General features: G+C 31.2%; 17 protein-coding genes and 2 tRNA genes. 9 read left to right on the top strand and 10 right to left on the bottom strand.

Features of this window, described 5'->3' with window-relative positions; all coding sequences use genetic code 11:
- Positions 1-171: 171 nt before the first annotated feature.
- From WHA43_RS02665 to WHA43_RS02675, 3 genes are all read right to left on the bottom strand, one after another.
- Complete coding sequence (locus tag WHA43_RS02665) at positions 172-891, bottom strand: HNH endonuclease signature motif containing protein (RefSeq protein ID WP_105045612.1); 720 nt, start codon at positions 889-891, stop codon at positions 172-174.
- A 137-nt stretch (positions 892-1,028) separates the two neighbouring features.
- Positions 1,029-2,048 carry a hypothetical protein gene (locus WHA43_RS02670; RefSeq protein WP_105045613.1) on the bottom strand — a complete coding sequence of 340 codons (1,020 nt, stop codon included), beginning with the start codon at positions 2,046-2,048 and terminating at the stop codon, positions 1,029-1,031.
- Positions 2,049-2,591: 543 nt separating this feature from the next.
- Positions 2,592-3,317 carry a DUF6503 family protein gene (locus WHA43_RS02675; protein ID WP_105045614.1) on the bottom strand — a complete coding sequence of 242 codons (726 nt, stop codon included), beginning with the start codon at positions 3,315-3,317 and terminating at the stop codon, positions 2,592-2,594.
- Between the two features lie 105 nt (positions 3,318-3,422).
- Between WHA43_RS02675 and smpB the strand changes: the two genes are divergently transcribed.
- The 4 genes from smpB to WHA43_RS02695 all read left to right on the top strand — a co-directional run bounded on the left by smpB (position 3,423) and on the right by WHA43_RS02695 (position 6,127).
- Complete coding sequence (smpB, locus tag WHA43_RS02680) at positions 3,423-3,890, top strand: SsrA-binding protein SmpB (RefSeq protein WP_105045615.1); 468 nt, start codon at positions 3,423-3,425, stop codon at positions 3,888-3,890.
- Positions 3,883-4,461 (top strand): Maf-like protein, encoded by a 579-nt coding sequence (locus WHA43_RS02685; protein WP_105045616.1) that lies wholly within the window; start codon positions 3,883-3,885, stop codon positions 4,459-4,461. Before smpB ends, WHA43_RS02685 begins: the two co-directional genes overlap by 8 nt.
- A 58-nt stretch (positions 4,462-4,519) precedes the next feature.
- A complete protein-coding gene (locus WHA43_RS02690) occupies positions 4,520-5,473 on the top strand; it encodes a transketolase family protein (RefSeq protein ID WP_105045617.1) in 954 nt (317 codons plus the stop codon).
- Positions 5,474-5,698: 225 nt separating this feature from the next.
- Entirely contained in the window at positions 5,699-6,127 is a 429-nt protein-coding gene (locus WHA43_RS02695; RefSeq protein ID WP_244904424.1) for an outer membrane beta-barrel protein, read from the top strand.
- 9 nt (positions 6,128-6,136) lie between these two features.
- Here the strand turns inward: WHA43_RS02695 and WHA43_RS02700 are convergent, their stop codons facing one another.
- The 6 genes from WHA43_RS02700 to WHA43_RS02725 form a co-directional block, all read right to left on the bottom strand.
- Positions 6,137-7,252 (bottom strand): PepSY-associated TM helix domain-containing protein, encoded by a 1,116-nt coding sequence (locus tag WHA43_RS02700; protein WP_105045618.1) that lies wholly within the window; start codon positions 7,250-7,252, stop codon positions 6,137-6,139.
- Between the two features lie 57 nt (positions 7,253-7,309).
- Positions 7,310-9,733: a TonB-dependent receptor gene (locus tag WHA43_RS02705; protein ID WP_105045619.1), complete on the bottom strand. Its 2,424-nt coding sequence runs from the start codon at positions 9,731-9,733 to the stop codon at positions 7,310-7,312.
- 241 nt (positions 9,734-9,974) lie between these two features.
- Positions 9,975-10,904 (bottom strand): TerC/Alx family metal homeostasis membrane protein, encoded by a 930-nt coding sequence (locus WHA43_RS02710; RefSeq protein WP_105045620.1) that lies wholly within the window; start codon positions 10,902-10,904, stop codon positions 9,975-9,977.
- Positions 10,905-11,026: 122 nt separating this feature from the next.
- Entirely contained in the window at positions 11,027-11,650 is a 624-nt protein-coding gene (locus WHA43_RS02715) for a CatB-related O-acetyltransferase (protein WP_105045621.1), read from the bottom strand.
- A 56-nt stretch (positions 11,651-11,706) separates the two neighbouring features.
- A complete protein-coding gene (locus WHA43_RS02720; RefSeq protein ID WP_105045622.1) occupies positions 11,707-12,198 on the bottom strand; it encodes a GyrI-like domain-containing protein in 492 nt (163 codons plus the stop codon).
- A 118-nt stretch (positions 12,199-12,316) separates the two neighbouring features.
- On the bottom strand, positions 12,317-13,231 hold the full coding sequence (locus WHA43_RS02725; RefSeq protein ID WP_105045623.1) for an FKBP-type peptidyl-prolyl cis-trans isomerase: 915 nt from the start codon (positions 13,229-13,231) through the stop codon (positions 12,317-12,319).
- A 78-nt stretch (positions 13,232-13,309) separates the two neighbouring features.
- Between WHA43_RS02725 and WHA43_RS02730 the strand changes: the two genes are divergently transcribed.
- Positions 13,310-13,690, top strand: coding sequence for an RNA-binding S4 domain-containing protein (locus tag WHA43_RS02730; RefSeq protein WP_105045624.1), 381 nt, complete (start codon positions 13,310-13,312; stop codon positions 13,688-13,690).
- Positions 13,687-14,190 (top strand): phosphoribosyltransferase family protein, encoded by a 504-nt coding sequence (locus tag WHA43_RS02735; protein ID WP_105045625.1) that lies wholly within the window; start codon positions 13,687-13,689, stop codon positions 14,188-14,190. The genes WHA43_RS02730 and WHA43_RS02735 overlap by 4 nt, the downstream gene beginning before the upstream one ends.
- Here the strand turns inward: WHA43_RS02735 and WHA43_RS02740 are convergent.
- Positions 14,185-14,697, bottom strand: a complete 513-nt coding sequence (locus WHA43_RS02740; RefSeq protein WP_105045626.1) for a shikimate kinase — start codon at positions 14,695-14,697, stop codon at positions 14,185-14,187. The genes WHA43_RS02735 and WHA43_RS02740 overlap by 6 nt on opposite strands.
- A 99-nt stretch (positions 14,698-14,796) precedes the next feature.
- Between WHA43_RS02740 and WHA43_RS02745 the strand changes: the two genes are divergently transcribed.
- From WHA43_RS02745 to WHA43_RS02755, 3 genes are all read left to right on the top strand, one after another.
- Positions 14,797-14,869 (top strand) — tRNA-Lys (locus tag WHA43_RS02745).
- A gap of 50 nt (positions 14,870-14,919) precedes the next feature.
- A tRNA-Leu gene (locus WHA43_RS02750) sits at positions 14,920-15,003 on the top strand.
- Positions 15,004-15,076: 73 nt separating this feature from the next.
- Entirely contained in the window at positions 15,077-15,883 is an 807-nt protein-coding gene (locus tag WHA43_RS02755) for a carboxypeptidase-like regulatory domain-containing protein (protein ID WP_105045627.1), read from the top strand.
- Positions 15,884-16,512: the final 629 nt, after the last annotated feature.

Below are 16,512 nucleotides of genomic sequence, written 5' to 3' on the forward strand. Positions count from 1 at the left end.
TTTTAAAAGTAATAACTAAGTAATTAAACTTACAACTTAATCTCGGCTATGATTAGTTACTTATTTTAACAACTCAACTTTAGAAATACAAACCAAGTTGGTAATTCAGTAGGAATTTCTAAATTAAGCTAGAACAAGCAATTACTTATTGCCATTGTTATGCAACGCTTTTTAATTTCCATATAATTTTCTTCGTCCTAGTTTAATTAAAGTTTCATAATTGTAAGATACAATTTGTGTGAATTTTGTAAATTCTTCGATTGCTTTGTCAAGTCTTTCAGGTTGTTGCATTTCCCATTCTCTTGGAATACCTTGTCTGTCAGGACCAGCACCAAACGTATATTTAGAAATCAATTCATCCAATTTTTCAAAATTCTGTTTTAGTTCTGATTTTAAGCCCTCTAAATCGGCATCTATAAATTCAAATTCAGGTAATTTACATTCAATAAGAAATTTATAAATATCTTGGTAAATTTTGTCTGGAAAAGGTCCGCCAACAAATTCGTTTTGTTTTATAAAAAACATCAAACTTTTACTGTCTAAAAGTTCATTTAATCTTTCAAATGTAGCTCTGTCAAGATTCAAATAATTTAAGTCAGTTATTACAGAACCCTCACTGTTTTTAACTTTCTCGTACCAATTATTACGATGACGTTTTAATTCCGACTCTGTGTATTTTTTTCCTTTTGGGTGTTGCGGATTATATTGCATTACATCTGCGTGACAATCAAAACATAAAGGTAAACAATTATCGAAAGAATCTTCTCCACCATCTTTTCTTTGCTTAATATGATGTAGTTCAATTTTAGTTCCACAAAACTTATGACACAAAGAGCAATGTCTTCCGCAAGAAATTAGTGAATCTTCTACTACTTTTATATTAAATCCCATAAGTTTTTCTCAAATATTGCACATCGGTTCTTGCATAACATAAGTTGCGACTTAAAATGCGCAAGGTTTTCAGTTAAATTTTATTTTGTTAAAAATACACAAAACTCTCGTTTCAGCCACAAATATCGCCATTTTTGTTATGCGTTGTTAGCAAATGTTTTTCTCCACTTTCTCATATCAGACTTGAAATTATCAGAACAGAAATTTAATGAATAATACAAACGTTCATTCATTGTCTCAGCCATAAGTTTTGTTGCAAAACCAAATATTTCTTCAATTCCTTTTATTTTTTGTTTGTAAAATTTATCTGAAACAACCCAAGTTTCAAACGCAAATAAAAATAGATTAGTTAATTTTATTTGTAACCTTTTTTCAGATTCTTTAAAGAAAGTATAAAAATATGACTTAACTTTTTTTTCGTCTTTTTTATTATAACCCATTATTAAAATCGACTTGTCTTTGTAAGGAAATAGATTTAAAAAAATATCAGAAATTCTTTCCATTTCATAACCATATTTAATTCTATATTCATTCATTTCAAGTGTTGTTTCGTAATTGTAAAAGGCTGAAATACACATTTCAATTTGTTCTATTTCTCTAACTTCAAATACGAAAGATTCGGTTTTGTTCTTTAAGTCAAACCAAATATCTAATTCAATTTTTTCAATATCACTTATTCCAAGTTTTTGTTGATTAATATGTTCACGAGAAATATCCTTTTGATAATCATTTAAGTCTCCATTCTCTATAAAAAGCTCAAACATTCCTATTATAACTTCTTTTCTGAATTTTTCGTTATAAATAGTTCTCAATGTAAATAATAACCGAGATTCGTAATTTGTAAAATCTATTTCTTTATTACTTTCAATTTTTTTAAAAAGCTCATTGTCGTGAATTTTACAAAAACACTTAAATGAAAAAACTTCGTTTATACCTGTTCTTTTAAAGTAAAACTTATCATCTCTGAATAGATTTATTTGATGCTCCCAAAGATGATTTTCTTCAGCTATTGATGATAAAATTCCATTTTTTTGAAGAATATGTGAGTTTATTGAATTTAGATTGCAATTTGGATGATAACAAGTCTTAATTTCTTTTTCTGCTTTTTTCCGAGCTGTATTATAAAGTTTAGCAATTTTTATTTTATCGTATTCCATTATATTTTTTAAATGTCGATTTTTTTTAAATATTTGCTAACAGGTTAATAAACGCAAGTTTATGTAACATTTCACAGACTATAGCGCATTTTTTCGCATCACAAAATACAAATAAATAAATACAATCACCACAGCTATAGCAAATACAGGAAAAACACCCTACACCTCTTTCAACACAAACACACTCGTTGTAAGACTTTTATTATATTGGCTGTGGGTTGGTAATTGTTATAAAACTATTGTAGGTACATTGTTGCAACTCCTTCAGTGTGCAGTAACAACTGCGTACGTACTCAATTGCTACTGCGCACGTAGTTGAGTACCCAAATATAACACAATTTTTCTAGAGAAGTTTTACAATTTATTTAAATAAGTTATACAACTATTTTAGATTAATTGTACAATTAATTGACAGTTGCTCACGTACCCGTTTGCAAATTCGCACTGAGGCGCTAGCAGTTATGCACGTATGGAATTGCACTAGCATAAGATACCAATAACAAACCTTGCCAATTTGATGCAGAAAAGGTGTTGTACCTATTTTTAAAAAAGGCGTACTTGGATATTTTCTAGTACCACTTCAGAAAGTTTTTTGAGCTGATTTTTTTCGAAAGCTATATCTAAATCCGATAAAGAAATTGCTTCGTTTGTAGGTTGGTAATTGTCGAAATTTACAAAACGAATGCCTTCAACAAGTGCTGCATTTTTTATAGCTCTGAAACGTTTTCCTCCACCATTGGTATGAAATGAGTACGCTAAGTAATCCATGGTAAAACTTTGTGCATCAATCCAATAGATAAATACATCTTCAAAATCCTCTCCTCCTCCATTTTCTGAAAAACTCACTTCAATTTTATAATATTCTTTTCCTTGTATGTCAGTGGAAGGCAACAGTTTTTTACGCACAGCAGCATCATTCAAACCATAAGGCAATACCGAAAAATAATGCACCGAGTTTACTGAATTTGCATAAACATTCGCTAAAGAATCCGAAAGTTGAATTTGATTTCCATGAACAAATCGTTGAAAACCTTGGTTACTCAACACATCCGTAATTGAATCAAAAGAGCGCTTTAATTGAAAAACGCCATTTTTACGAATAGCTTCGTAGCTTTTATCTCTAAAATCAAACGAAATATCGGCATTTGCTACCTTATCAGCTCCTGCAACCATCATGGCTTTGTCTATAATTTCTTGAGCGGTTAACTCCTTTTTGGCTGTTTGACAAGAAATTAACAAACTTATGGCGACTAAAAATAGGTATTTCATGGATTGTTTTTGTGTTGGTCTGTAAATTGGATGCAAAATTACATTTCTTTCACGAAACTAAAAATGTATCTTTGTAACCGTTTTTAATCAAAAAAACATTCATTGATGACTGTTCAGAAAAAAATCAATATTCAAAATAAAAAAGCCCGTTTCGAATTTGAAATTTTGGACATTTATGTGGCTGGAATTCAATTGACAGGTACTGAAATCAAATCAATCAGAGAAAGTAAAGCACGTATTACCGAAAGTTTTTGCGAATTTAATGAAGATGGTGAGTTATTCATCATCAATATGTATATTGAAGAATATGCTTTTGGACATCATTTTAACCACAATCCGAAAAGTGAACGCAGGCTATTGTTGAATAAACGCGAATTGCGCAATCTTAAAAAAGATGTGGAAGCCAAAGGAAATACCATTGTTCCGTTAAAATTATTTTTGAATGAACGTGGTTTTGCCAAATTAGAAATTGCCTTGGCAAAAGGTAAAAAAACCCACGACAAACGCGAAGTGATTAAAGACAGAGACAATAAAATAGACTTAGCAAGGATTAAAAAAAGTTTTAATGCTTAATCAAAAACTTAAAAACTACAAGGTTATTTTAGCGTCAGGTTCTCCCAGAAGACAACAGTTTTTTAAAGACCTTGGCATTGATTTTACCATTCAAGTAAAATCGGTGGATGAAGTTTATCCCGCACATTTACAAGGAGCTGAAATCACCAATTATTTAGCAGATTTAAAATCAAAAGCGTTTACCAATGTAAAGGAAAATGAATTGGTGATTACGTCTGATACCATTGTTTGGTTAGAAAACAAGCCTTTAGAAAAAGCAGCGAATGAGCAAGAAGCTTTTGAAATGTTGCGAAAAATGTCAGGAAAAATGCACGAAGTGATTACATCCGTAAGCATTAAAAGCGCCAATTTTCAAAAGCTTTTTAATGATACTACGCGTGTTTTTTTTAAAGAACTTTCGGATGAAGAAATCCGTTTTTACATTAAAAATTACCAACCTTTTGACAAAGCAGGTGCATACGGAATTCAAGAATGGATTGGATTTATTGGCATCGAAAAAATTGAAGGAAGTTATTTCAATGTAATGGGTTTGCCTGTTCATAAACTCTATGAAGAATTGATGAAATTATAGCCTGAAACATTAAAGAAAATACTATTTTTACAACCTATTTACAACACAATACCACAAAATGAAAAAATACACATACACAGAAATGAAAGACACACGTTCTGGTTTTGGTGATGGCCTTACAGAATTAGGAAGAACAAATCCAAACGTAGTTGCGCTATGTGCTGATTTAATTGGATCCTTAAAAATGGATGACTTTATCAAAGAAAATCCTGATCGATTTTTCCAAGTGGGCATTGCAGAAGCCAACATGATTGGTATTGCAGCTGGCTTAACCATTGGAGGAAAAATTCCGTTTACAGGAACTTTTGCCAATTTTTCAACAGGAAGAGTGTATGATCAAATTCGTCAATCTGTGGCGTATTCTGGTAAAAATGTAAAAATTTGTGCTTCGCATGCAGGAGTTACCTTGGGTGAAGATGGCGCTACTCATCAAATTTTAGAAGATATTGGGTTGATGAAAATGTTGCCAGGAATGACTGTTATCAATCCTTGTGATTATAACCAAACAAAGGCTGCAACCATTGCTATTGCAGATTTTGATGGTCCTGTGTATTTGCGTTTTGGGCGTCCAAAAGTGCCTGTATACATGCCTGCTGACGAGCCTTTTGTTATTGGAAAAGGGATTTTGTTAACAGAAGGAACAGATGTAACTATTGTAGCAACAGGTCATTTGGTTTGGGAAGCCTTACAAGCTGCTGAGCAATTGAAAGCACAAGGTATCAGTGCAGAAGTGATCAATATCCACACCATTAAACCTTTGGATGAAGAAATCATTTTAAAATCGGTTGCCAAAACAGGTTGTATTGTTTCTGCAGAAGAGCATAATATTTTAGGTGGTTTGGGCGAAAGTATTGCTAGAACTTTGGCATTGAACGCTCCTACTCCACAAGAATTTGTAGGAACCAATGATACTTTTGGTGAATCAGGAACTCCCGAACAATTGATGGCAAAATACGGATTGGATGCTGCTGCTGTTGTAAAAGCGGCTAAAAAAGTAATGGCAAGGAAATAAACACTTGCCTTTATGCGTTGTAATTGAAATCATTAAAACAAATCGTATGAAAAAAGTACTTTTAGTAGCATGTTTTTTATTTGGATTACATCAAGCTGCAAATTCGCAAGTCCATTTCGGAATTAAAGGCGGTATCAATTACAATTCCAATGCTATTCAAGATGTAAAAGTGAAGATGTTTTTGATGGCGCAAAAAGCAAAACTGGATATCATGCTGGTATTTGGTTGCGTTTTAAAATTCCGGTTATTGGTTTGTATTTACGCCCTGAATTGGTGTACACAAATCTTGAAAACACCCTCCAATATGACAATGGTTTGGTGCAAAAAAACACCACTTTTAGCTTTCAAAAAATTGACATTCCTGTGTTGTTAGGCAAAAAGATTTTAGGTATAGGCAATATCTATATTGGCCCTTCTTTTCAATATGTATTGGATCAAGGATTTAGCATTAATGATATCCCAAATGTTGATGGAGATGGATTTACAGTTGGTTTGCAATTTGGAGGTGGCATTGAATTGGGAAGATTAGGATTAGACATTCGTTGGGAACGTGGATTTAATAGTATAGAATCTAGTTTTTTAGATGGCGCAACTACAGTTCAATTTGACACTCGTGTAAATCAAATTATTGTGGGATTGTCTTATAGATTGTAGTTTATCAATCTATTTGTTTTTATATTTCCTGCCATACCACAATAAAATACCTGTTATTGGTAAAGTTGCTATGAGCAAACTTGATAAAAAAGCAATTATTTTTCCAACAATTCCGCCAATAGCACCAATGTGAATGTCATAATTCATTCTAAGAATTTTGTCAGCTGTTTTTGCGTTTTCGTATTTTCCGTACAAACTTGGTGTTCCAATTTCTTCTAGGGTATTTTGATCAAAAAATCTAAAATCTGCATCATAATACAATCCATTACTATTTGAGATTTCAACATAAATACTTTCCTCTTTAGTTTTTGGATAATGCAATTCAAAAGCTACTGCTGTAGGGTTTTCTTTTGATAATTTTGTAATCAATAAATCCATAGGAGGTGTGCTTAAAAAATCAGTTTTTGTTCCTTTATTTTCAGGTATGATAAATGCTATTTCTTTTTCACCTCCAATAGATTTATACACCCCGTATTTTAGCCAATTATAAGACATTATTGAACCCGTTAAGGCAATAATAAAAGCAAAAAAGCATACATAAAAACCTAAAATGCTATGCAAATCAAAATTTTTACGTTTCCAACCTGTGGTATTTTTCCAATCAAATAACATTCTCTTTTTTAAGTTTTTGCGTTGTTTTGGAACCCATAAAAAGACCCCAGATATAATAATTAAAAGGAAAATTAAAATTGAAACTCCAACAATTTGCTCTCCAATTTCTTTAGGCAACCAAAGACGCATATGCCCTTTTAAAACAAACGCAAAAAATCCTGAAAGATGGTCATTTATCTTGATAACCTCTCCAGTATATGGGTTTAGAAAAATACTTTGGTAAAATTCGGGAGTTGCGTCATAAAAAATGACTTCAATAGCATCATCTGCTTTTTTAAATACAGTTCCGTGAATTGAATTGTTTGGAAAAATTTCTTTTGCGATATCTCTTGCCTTTGTTGGGGTTAACCTCTCCTTGTCTTGAGGTGTTACTTTTTTGTAATCATCATACAATGATTCAATTTCGTCTTTAAAAGTCCAACAACAGCCTGTAATTGCCACAATAAAAACAACCAAACCTGTTGTAATGCCTAAAATTTTATGTAATTGAAATAGTATTTTTCTTACGGACATATTCTTTCTATTTTTTAAAAGGGCAACTTTTGAAAGCTGCCCTTTTTAGAACATTAATTAAAATTGATATGAAATATTGGCTAATAAAGCGCGTGGTTGTTGTGGATTTATGGTTGTCCAGCCTTTGTAATATTCTTTATTAAAGACATTATTCAATTTCAATCCAATGCTGTATTTATTTCCTTGATAAAAAACGGAAGTATTTACAACTGTATAACTAGGTAATATAAACTCGCCTGTTGATAGGTAGTTTATGGCAAAACGCTCGCTAGCGCCATTAAATCCTGCTCCAAAACCAAATCCATCTAATGCGCCTTTTTGAAATTCATAGTTTGCCCAAAAATTATATAAGATTTCAGGACCTGCTTCTAAAGGTCGTCTATTTAAAATTTGGATATTATCAGATTTTGTAGTTTCACTATCATTATTACTGAAACCTGCTCTTATATTTAATCCTTGAAATGGATTGGCATTGATTTCAATTTCAAAACCTTTGCTTACAATTTCACCGCCTTGAATTTTATTGAATGGAGATGCAGGATCTGTAATTACACGATCTTTCACTTTGATGTCATAATAACTTACAGTTGCATTTAATCGATTGTTGAATAAATTGGTTTTGAAACCAAATTCTAATTGATTAGCTTGTTCAGGATCAAAATTTTGTAATGTTTGAGGTCCATCAGCAGGATTTCCAACCAATTGAGGTGCAACATTTGTAAATCCATTTTGATAATTTCCAAACAGCGAAAGTTTATCTTTTATAGGTTGATATACCAACCCAAACTTTGGTGAGAATGTTGTTTGGTCAAAATCATCAGTGATATTGGTAATATTTCCATCATTATTAAAATGATCTAAACGCAAACCAAGCATTGCAGAAAATTTATCAGTGATATTCAATACATCCGAAAAATACAAACTGTAAATATGATAGGTTGATTTTACGTTTGCAACACCTTGTGATGCTAAAACTGCATCTACAGCCGAAGTTGATAGCGGAAATGTATCATTTTCTATATTGGATGTAAAAGGATTGTCGCCATTTGATCCTCCATTTGGTGTTATATTTCCATAAAAAGCATATCCAGTACTATTATTTACTTGAGTTTCGTTGAAATAATCCAAGCCTACAACAATTCTATTTCTCATAGAAGCTATTTTAAAATCACCTATAAAATTTTGCTGAATATCTGTAGTTTGTGTGTTGGCATTTTGCTTATTGATGTATCTTGTAAAGGTATTTCCGCCTAAAATTCCGAAATCAAATAAATAAGAATAATATCCATTTGTTGATGTTGAACTTTTGGAAAGCAATGTTTGTGACTGCCAAGAATCTGACAATTTATAATCCATTTCTATTCTGTAATTCTGAGTTGGATTTTGCAATGTTAAATCGTTACTTGTAAAAGATAATTTGTTATTGTAACCCAATTCTTCAAGGTTTGAAGCTTCTGTTGGTGCACTTCTATTCAAGAATAAAAACATGGGATTTGTTTGTGTAGCTTGTGTAATTTCTCCATAAAAAGAAAAAGATAATTTATTATTTACTTTGTATGATAAAGAAGGAGCTACAAAAAACGATTCTCTAAAACCTGCATCCTGAAAACTTTGTTCAGTTGTGTAAGCTGTGTTGAATCTGAAATAGAGATTTTCATTTTTGTTTAAAGCAGTATTAAAATCACCCACAATTTGATTCAAACCATAACTTCCTGATGTAAATGACAATTCTCCTCCAGTTCCTGCATAAGGTTTTTTGGTTACTACATTGATAAGACCACCGTATGAACTCACAGCATTTCCAAAGAAAGTTGCTGAAGGCCCTTTCAATACTTCAATACGCTCAATATTTGCTGGATTTATGGTTCCATTTGTCAATCCTGGCAATCCATTAACAAGTTGAGGTTGTACAGAAAAACCACGCAAAGCATAATATCCAGCTCCATCTCCTCCTCTTCCTGTTGAAGCCCATAAACTCTCAACACCAGTTGCATTTTTTAAAGCATCATCAAAATTAGTAACTATTTGTGATTTCAAAAGTTCGTTAGTGATGGTGCTATAAACTTGAGAATTTTCAATATCTTTTAATGAAAGTTTAGATACATAAGCTGTTTGTTTTCTTGAAAACTTATTTCTACGTTCACCTTCAATAATTACCTCTTCTAGAATTTCATTTCCTTCAAAAAGAATAATTGAATCGAGTTTTAAGGGTTGGTTATTGGAGATTGTAACTGCAATTTCTTTTGTTTTAAAACCAATATATGATAGTATTAATTCATAATCTCCTGATTGTAAATTGTTAATTTCAAAGAAACCATTTTCATTAGATTGTGTTCCTTTGGATGTGTTTTTGAGAGAAATATTGACACCAAATAACGGCATTTGTGTATTGTCTACTACTTTTCCTGTTATTGTTCCACTTTGTGAAAATGCTGCACTTGACAGCAAAAAAACTGTAAGAATTTGAATTAGATGTTTCATTGTTTTTGTTTAGACTTAATATAAATAATATTTTTGACAAATATATTTACAGGAAGTCAAACAACAAAATTATTTATAATAAATCTAAATAAAATTTAAAAAGCAATAATATTGCATATAAATAACAATAAAATTGCTATGTATTTAAGAAAATTAAAGTAACTAATTAGTAGGAATATATCAAGTATAACTCTAATTTAAAATAAATAAATTTGAAAGAAAAATAAATGAATAAAGATTTTTATTCTTTCTTAGTTTTCAACGTAGAAATATAAATTCCGATTGCAAGTGAAACAAAGATAAATAAAAGTGAAAACCACTCAGGAATATCAAACCAAGAAGCAGTAATCAATTTTAAAGATACAAATACTAAAATTGAAAACACGCTGTATTTTAAATACACAAACCTCTCTAACATATTTGACAAGAAAAAATACAAGGATCTCAATCCCATAATTGCAAAAATATTAGAACTATACACAATAAAAGGATCCGTTGTTACTGCGAAAATAGCAGGAATACTGTCTAATGCAAATAATAAATCTGTAAATTCAATGGTGATTAATGCCCCAAAAAGCGCAGTAAAAGCACGTTTTCCATTGATTCTTGTAATGTATTTTTCACCGTCAAATTCTTTGCTGAAATGAAATAATCTTTTCAATCCTTTTGGCTCTTCAATTTCTTTATGTTCTGCCTCTTTTTTCAACATTTTTAGCGCCGTAAACAAGAGGAATAATCCAAAAATGATGCTCATTCCATGAATTTTATTGATCAACACAATTCCTACACTAATCAAAATGGCACGAAAAACAATGGCACCTAAAATTCCTAAAAACAATAATTTGTGTTGAAATTTTGCAGGAATTTTAAATGAAGTAAAAATGATAGCAATGACAAAGAGGTTATCAACACTCAAAGACAATTCGATAATGTACCCTGTTAAGTATTTGATAACCGCATTTGTAGGTGTCAAATTGGTAACATTTTCAACCATTCCATTACTGTAGAAATAATAAATAAGACCCGTAAACAGTAAAGCATTCGTAATAAAAAATATCGTTTCGAAAATGGCTCTTTTTACTGTAGTTACTGTATCCTTTTTATGAAGTATAAAAAAATCAATCAGTAAAAGAATAATTAGGTACGAAATAAGAATAATCCAAGGAGTCATATTAATATAAAATTCTAAGTTTTAGCGTGTTATATACTCCTCTAAATTACCACTAAAGAAAAGCATATCATAGAACAAATGTACAATTGATTTCGTCGAAATTCATAACAAAACCTTACAATTTATGGAAGTAATTTTTCGATTTCATTTCCTGTTAGATGTTGCACATGTTGGGTAATTTTTTCAATATCCCAATCCCACCATTTTAGTTTTAGTAAGGCTGCAATTGTTTCATCAGAAAAACGTTTTTTAATTTCTTTTGCAGGATTTCCTCCCACAATTGTGTAAGGAGCTACATCTTTAACAACAGTTGCATTTGCAGCAATAATAGCACCATCACCAATGGTAACACCTGCCATAATTGTTGCATTATAACCAATCCAAACATCATTACCAATCGTTATGTTTCCTTTTTGAGGATAGGATTTTCCTTCCATTGCATGCTGCCAAGCATTTCCGAAAATGGCAAATGGATACGTAGAAATTGCATCTGTCAAATGATTTGCACCATTCATGATAAATTTAACATCAGAAGCAATCATGCAAAACTTTCCTATAAAAAGTTTATCTCCCACAAAATCAAAATGATACAATACATTTTTCTCGAAATTAGCTACATTTTCAAAATCAGCATAATAGGTGTAATCACCCACAATTATATTGGGATTTGTGATGACATTCTTTAAAAAACAAAGTTTGTCATAATTTTCTAAAGGAAATGGAAGGTCTTTGTTGGGAGCTTTCATAAGGTATTAGGATTATAATTGATGATTCGTGTAAAGAATTACAAAATTAGTTTTTTTTAAAAAATTCCTTTTGTTGCTTTTATAGGAATCCATACTTCTTCTTCTGAATTTGGATCGTCATTTTTTGTTTTTTCGCCTAAAATTTCAAAATGAGGTCTGTCATCCAATACAAAATTTGAGTTTGGTAACCAAGTCCCATAAATATATTGCGAAGTTTTGTAAAATTCTTTTGTATCACCTTTATGAATAAAAACAGCATATTGTCCTGACGGAATTACAAAGGTTTCTAAAGATGGTGGAACATTATCAAAATCAGTAACTTCAATCAACGCCCATTTTAAAAATTCTTTTTGGGGATTAAATTCCTCAAAATAGTTTTTATCATAAACTTGTAACGAAAATAAATCGTTTGAAACTTTGTTTTGAATTGCTGAAAGATGAGGCATAAAACTTTCCCATAAAACTGCTGTCTTATTACTTACTAAAGACATTTGGAGTTTTTTTCCGACTAATTTTTTTTCTTCTAAAAAAATGATTGATGGTTGCAAAGGCTTTTGATTTTTGTTTCGACTAAAAAACCACTCTTAAAAATGGTTAACTTTTTCTATAAAAAAGCTCTTTACAAAATAATGTAAAGAGCTTTTAAAGTAGTTGGTTGGGTATATATTATTTAATATTCTTATTCAAATAGTCTGGTAATGTTGGATTGTTAGGATCGCTAAAATCGTTGGTTGGATCACCATCGCCATTGGCATCTTCATTTTTGGTCAAAATACCATCACCATCATCATCTGCATCAAAATAATTTGGAAGTCCGTCTTTATCAGTATCATCATTATTTACATCACCATCACCATCCAAATCTTCTAAAATACTTGGTACGTTGTCATTATCTTGATCTGTATCTTTCACAAAATCTAGTAAATCCACGAAGAAAAACAAATTAGTATCAACCAAATTGCTTGATTGATTTTGTGCTCTAGAAGAAGGATATGCCAAACCAGAGGGAATGAAAATAATTCCTTTTCCGCTGTTTAAAAATGTAATAGGTCCGTTAAATGGGTCTCCATTAGCTTCTTTTTTTAAAGAACCTCCTTTAAAACTTGTCATTCCGTAAGTCCAACCCGCAATTACAGCATTCAAATTGAACCAAATTCCGGAAGTATTAGAGTCAAATTCGTTTGCATTGAATGTAGTCCCTGAAAAAGTTCTACCTGCATATTTTACAAAAACAGAATCTACCACTGTTGGAAATCCTTTATCAGGATCAGGAGCTGCACTGCCTTCATTGATCACATATACATACAATTTATAGTTGATGTTATTCTCAGTTACCTCCTTTATTTTTAATTTTGAATCGTCAAATAATGCTGTTTTGCCAGTTTCTAAAGGCTTTAACACATCTTCTGTTGCATCATAATAGTGAGCTTTTAAAAACTTTACAATAGAGTCATTGTCAGAAATTGCTAGTGCTTCATGATCAACATCGGCAAATGGATTACGAAAAGCATTGTCATCACCACAAGCATAAATTATCAACGAGAAAAGTAGTACAAGAATACTGTTTTTTATTTTTGTCATTTAACTGTAAAATTTTAGGGCGCAATTTACCATTTTTATACCTTTGTAGAAAGACAAAAAGAATTTTTTAACTTTTTTATGAGAATAGATAAATATTTGTGGTGCATTCGAATATATAAAACGCGAAGTTTGGCAACAGAGGCTTGTAAAAAAGGACATGTAAAAATTGGTGGAAGCAACGTAAAACCTTCTCGTGAAATTTTTGGCAATGAATTGCTTTTAGTTCGAAAAGAACAAATCAATTACCAACTAAAAGTATTAGACATCCCTGAAAGCAGAGTTGGCGCCAAATTAGTAGATTTGTATCGAAAAGATTTGACTCCGAAAGAAGAATTTGAAAAAAATGAATTGCTACAATTTGCCAAAGACTATTACCGCAAAAAAGGCGAAGGAAGACCCACCAAAAAAGATCGAAGAGATATAGAAGGATATCAAGAAGCAACAAACGAAATCATATGACGAAAGAACACAACATCATTTTAAATTCGGTTCAAATACATCAACGCATCAAACGAATAGCCTATCAAATATATGAAAGCAATTCAGAGGAGAAAGAAGTTGTAATTGCAGGCATCATTGGCAATGGATATATTTTTGCAGAAAAACTAGTAGCTGTTCTCTCTGAAATTTCAGACATCAAAGTGCGTATTTGTTTGGTAACTATTAATAAGAAAAATCCATTAAATCCAATTACAACATCATTGAGTGTTGACGAATACACGAACAAATCTCTAGTTTTGGTAGATGATGTATTAAATTCTGGTACTACCTTAATATATGGAGTAAAACATTTTTTAGATGTGCCTTTGCAACGTTTTAAAACAGCTGTTTTGGTAGATAGAAACCATAAAAAATATCCTGTAAAAGCTGATTTTAAAGGAGTGTCTTTATCAACATCTATCAAAGAGCATGTTCATATTGATTTTTCTAAGGGAGAAGCAGTCGCGTATTTACTATAACAATGCATTAATTTCTGCAACTATTGTGGCTTCGTTTTTGTGATCAATGCCAATGGTATGTTGGGCTTGCTCATAAAAAAAGCGTCGTTCAAAAAGATGTTTGGCAATAAATTCTGGCACTTGTTCATCTGATAAAAAGGCAACCAAAGGCCTTGAAGTTTTTTGCTTAAGAATTCTATCTGTTAAAGTAGCAATAGAAGCTCTTAAATAAATAGACACTGCTTTTTGTTGATGAATCAAATCCATATTATTGGCATAACAAGGAGTGCCTCCACCCAAAGAAAGAATAACATCTTGAGAATTTTCAAGGACTTCCTTTAAACATTCATGTTCAATTTTTCGGAAATAGATTTCCCCTTTTTGTGAAAAAATTTCAGGAATGGAAAGTTTTTCTTTTTGGGCAATGTATTCGTCTAAGTCTAAAAAGGGTTGTTTGGTATGCTCGGAAAGTAATTTACCAATAGTTGATTTTCCAGACGCCATATATCCCAACAAAACAATATGCATGATTGATTTCTTTTTGGCAAATATCGAGAAAATTTATTCAAAAATGTAGGACTAATTCATAAGATAGGTAGTATATTTGCAACCTGAAATTTTTTTCAAGACCTGGTAGCTCAGTTGGTAGAGCATTTCACTTTTAATGAAAGGGTCCTGGGTTCGAATCCCAGCCCGGTCACAATACAAAGTTCGTTTAAAAACTAACTTTTTAAAAAAATTCTATTCAAAGCGCGTATGGCGAAATTGGTAGACGCGCAGGCTTGAGGGGCTTGTGTTCATTAGAATGTGCTGGTTCGAATCCAGTTACGCGCACTTTTTTAGAATTTATTGAATTTCTTCACAAATTATTAACCATTTCAGAAAGTTTTATACGTATTTTTGTTTTATGAAGAGAACGCTGCTATTCGTATTTTTATTGGTTTCATTGACTGCTTTTTCTCAAAATGACAGCATCCGAAAAAAATTACTAAAAGGTCAAATTATTCATGCTGAAACCAAAAAAGCATTGAGTGCCGCACACATTTTAAACTTAAATACCGTTGAAGGAACTATTACTGATGAAGATGGTTTTTTTGAATTACCTACCAGAGTAAATGATACTATTTTAGTTTCTTATTTAGGATTTTCATCCATCAAATTAAAGATTTCTAATGACTTACTTAAAGGTAACGAATTGGAAATTGCACTCTATGAGCGTTCAGAAGAGATGCGTGAGGTGATTATAAAATCGACCAACTTGATTGGGGTTTTAGAAATTGACATCAAACAAGTACCTAAAGATAATTTTACCCGAATTCACATCAACGGATTGCCACAAACTTATGAAGTAGGCTCTCCAAAACGTAAAAATTTCTCCTCTCCTATTGCAGCTCTTTTTCAACCGGTTGATTTTTTATACAATCTCTTTGGCAACAAGCCCAAGCAACTTAAAAAACTGCAAAAATTAAAGCACGAAGACGATTTGCGAAAAATGTTGGCAGGCAAATTTGACCGTGAAGTAATGATGGAGTACTTAGGAATGGACAGCCAAGAATTATCTGAGTTATTGATTGATTGTAATTACTCTGAATACTTTATCAAAAAAGCCTCTGATTTACAGTTAATTGAGGCCGTTTTAGATTGTTATGAAAACTACAAAGCTTTGAAAAAAGGCAGTATTGGTCGTGATAAAATTCCCGTGAAAAAAAATTGATTTTAGAGATTTACTCCACTAAGGAATTCTATACATCATTCAAAAAACACAAATCATTATTTACTCGAACTTTTTTGTAACAAGGAGTTACCCTTCTTTTGTTGATTAAATATTAAAAGCATGATATCACTTGGTCAATTGCGTTTTATACTCCATTCAACTGATTATTTTTTCCATTCATAACGCTAATATTGCTTTTCATCGAAAATTTGAGAAAAATAATGAGATTTCAAACGAATTTTACGTCTAGTAAAATTGATATACCTTGAATTGATTTACTAAAAACGAAGTGAATGAAATAAAAATTAACAAAAAGCAACTGTTTTTTAACAATATAGTTCAAAAAATGAATCAATTTAAAGCTAATGCATTAACTATTAAGAATATGAATCAAATTTATCACTCTTTATTTAGCATGAATAATTTTTATTTTGTAAATTTGCATAATAATGTCCCTAAATTATAAACCTCTAAAAACACCCTTAAAAAATGAACCCACTATTACCTCTAAAATCTTACTTTAAAGATTTCAAATCCAAGAACTTATCGTATACATTTTAATTTTTAAAAAAAACTAAGTGTATTATTTCCATTCCAATTAGCTAATGCTTTTTACTATGCCTTTAAAA

It is taken from the genome of Polaribacter gangjinensis, assembly GCF_038024125.1.
GTDB classification, from domain to species: Bacteria; Bacteroidota; Bacteroidia; order Flavobacteriales; family Flavobacteriaceae; genus Polaribacter; species Polaribacter gangjinensis.

What these genes read in the sequence shown, in the direction of transcription:
- WHA43_RS02690 (WP_105045617.1), top strand. Translation starts at nt 4,520, where the DNA reads ATGAAAAAATACACATACACAGAAATGAAAGACACACGTTCTGGTTTT.
- WHA43_RS02730 (WP_105045624.1), top strand. Translation starts at nt 13,310, where the DNA reads ATGAGAATAGATAAATATTTGTGGTGCATTCGAATATATAAAACGCGA.
- WHA43_RS02675 (WP_105045614.1), bottom strand. Translation starts at nt 3,317, where the DNA reads ATGAAATACCTATTTTTAGTCGCCATAAGTTTGTTAATTTCTTGTCAA.
- WHA43_RS02755 (WP_105045627.1), top strand. Translation starts at nt 15,077, where the DNA reads ATGAAGAGAACGCTGCTATTCGTATTTTTATTGGTTTCATTGACTGCT.
- WHA43_RS02685 (WP_105045616.1), top strand. Translation starts at nt 3,883, where the DNA reads ATGCTTAATCAAAAACTTAAAAACTACAAGGTTATTTTAGCGTCAGGT.
- smpB (WP_105045615.1), top strand. Translation starts at nt 3,423, where the DNA reads ATGACTGTTCAGAAAAAAATCAATATTCAAAATAAAAAAGCCCGTTTC.
- WHA43_RS02705 (WP_105045619.1), bottom strand. Translation starts at nt 9,733, where the DNA reads ATGAAACATCTAATTCAAATTCTTACAGTTTTTTTGCTGTCAAGTGCA.
- WHA43_RS02665 (WP_105045612.1), bottom strand. Translation starts at nt 891, where the DNA reads ATGGGATTTAATATAAAAGTAGTAGAAGATTCACTAATTTCTTGCGGA.
- WHA43_RS02735 (WP_105045625.1), top strand. Translation starts at nt 13,687, where the DNA reads ATGACGAAAGAACACAACATCATTTTAAATTCGGTTCAAATACATCAA.
- WHA43_RS02725 (WP_105045623.1), bottom strand. Translation starts at nt 13,231, where the DNA reads ATGACAAAAATAAAAAACAGTATTCTTGTACTACTTTTCTCGTTGATA.
- WHA43_RS02715 (WP_105045621.1), bottom strand. Translation starts at nt 11,650, where the DNA reads ATGAAAGCTCCCAACAAAGACCTTCCATTTCCTTTAGAAAATTATGAC.
- WHA43_RS02740 (WP_105045626.1), bottom strand. Translation starts at nt 14,697, where the DNA reads ATGCATATTGTTTTGTTGGGATATATGGCGTCTGGAAAATCAACTATT.
- WHA43_RS02670 (WP_105045613.1), bottom strand. Translation starts at nt 2,048, where the DNA reads ATGGAATACGATAAAATAAAAATTGCTAAACTTTATAATACAGCTCGG.
- WHA43_RS02700 (WP_105045618.1), bottom strand. Translation starts at nt 7,252, where the DNA reads ATGTCCGTAAGAAAAATACTATTTCAATTACATAAAATTTTAGGCATT.
- WHA43_RS02710 (WP_105045620.1), bottom strand. Translation starts at nt 10,904, where the DNA reads ATGACTCCTTGGATTATTCTTATTTCGTACCTAATTATTCTTTTACTG.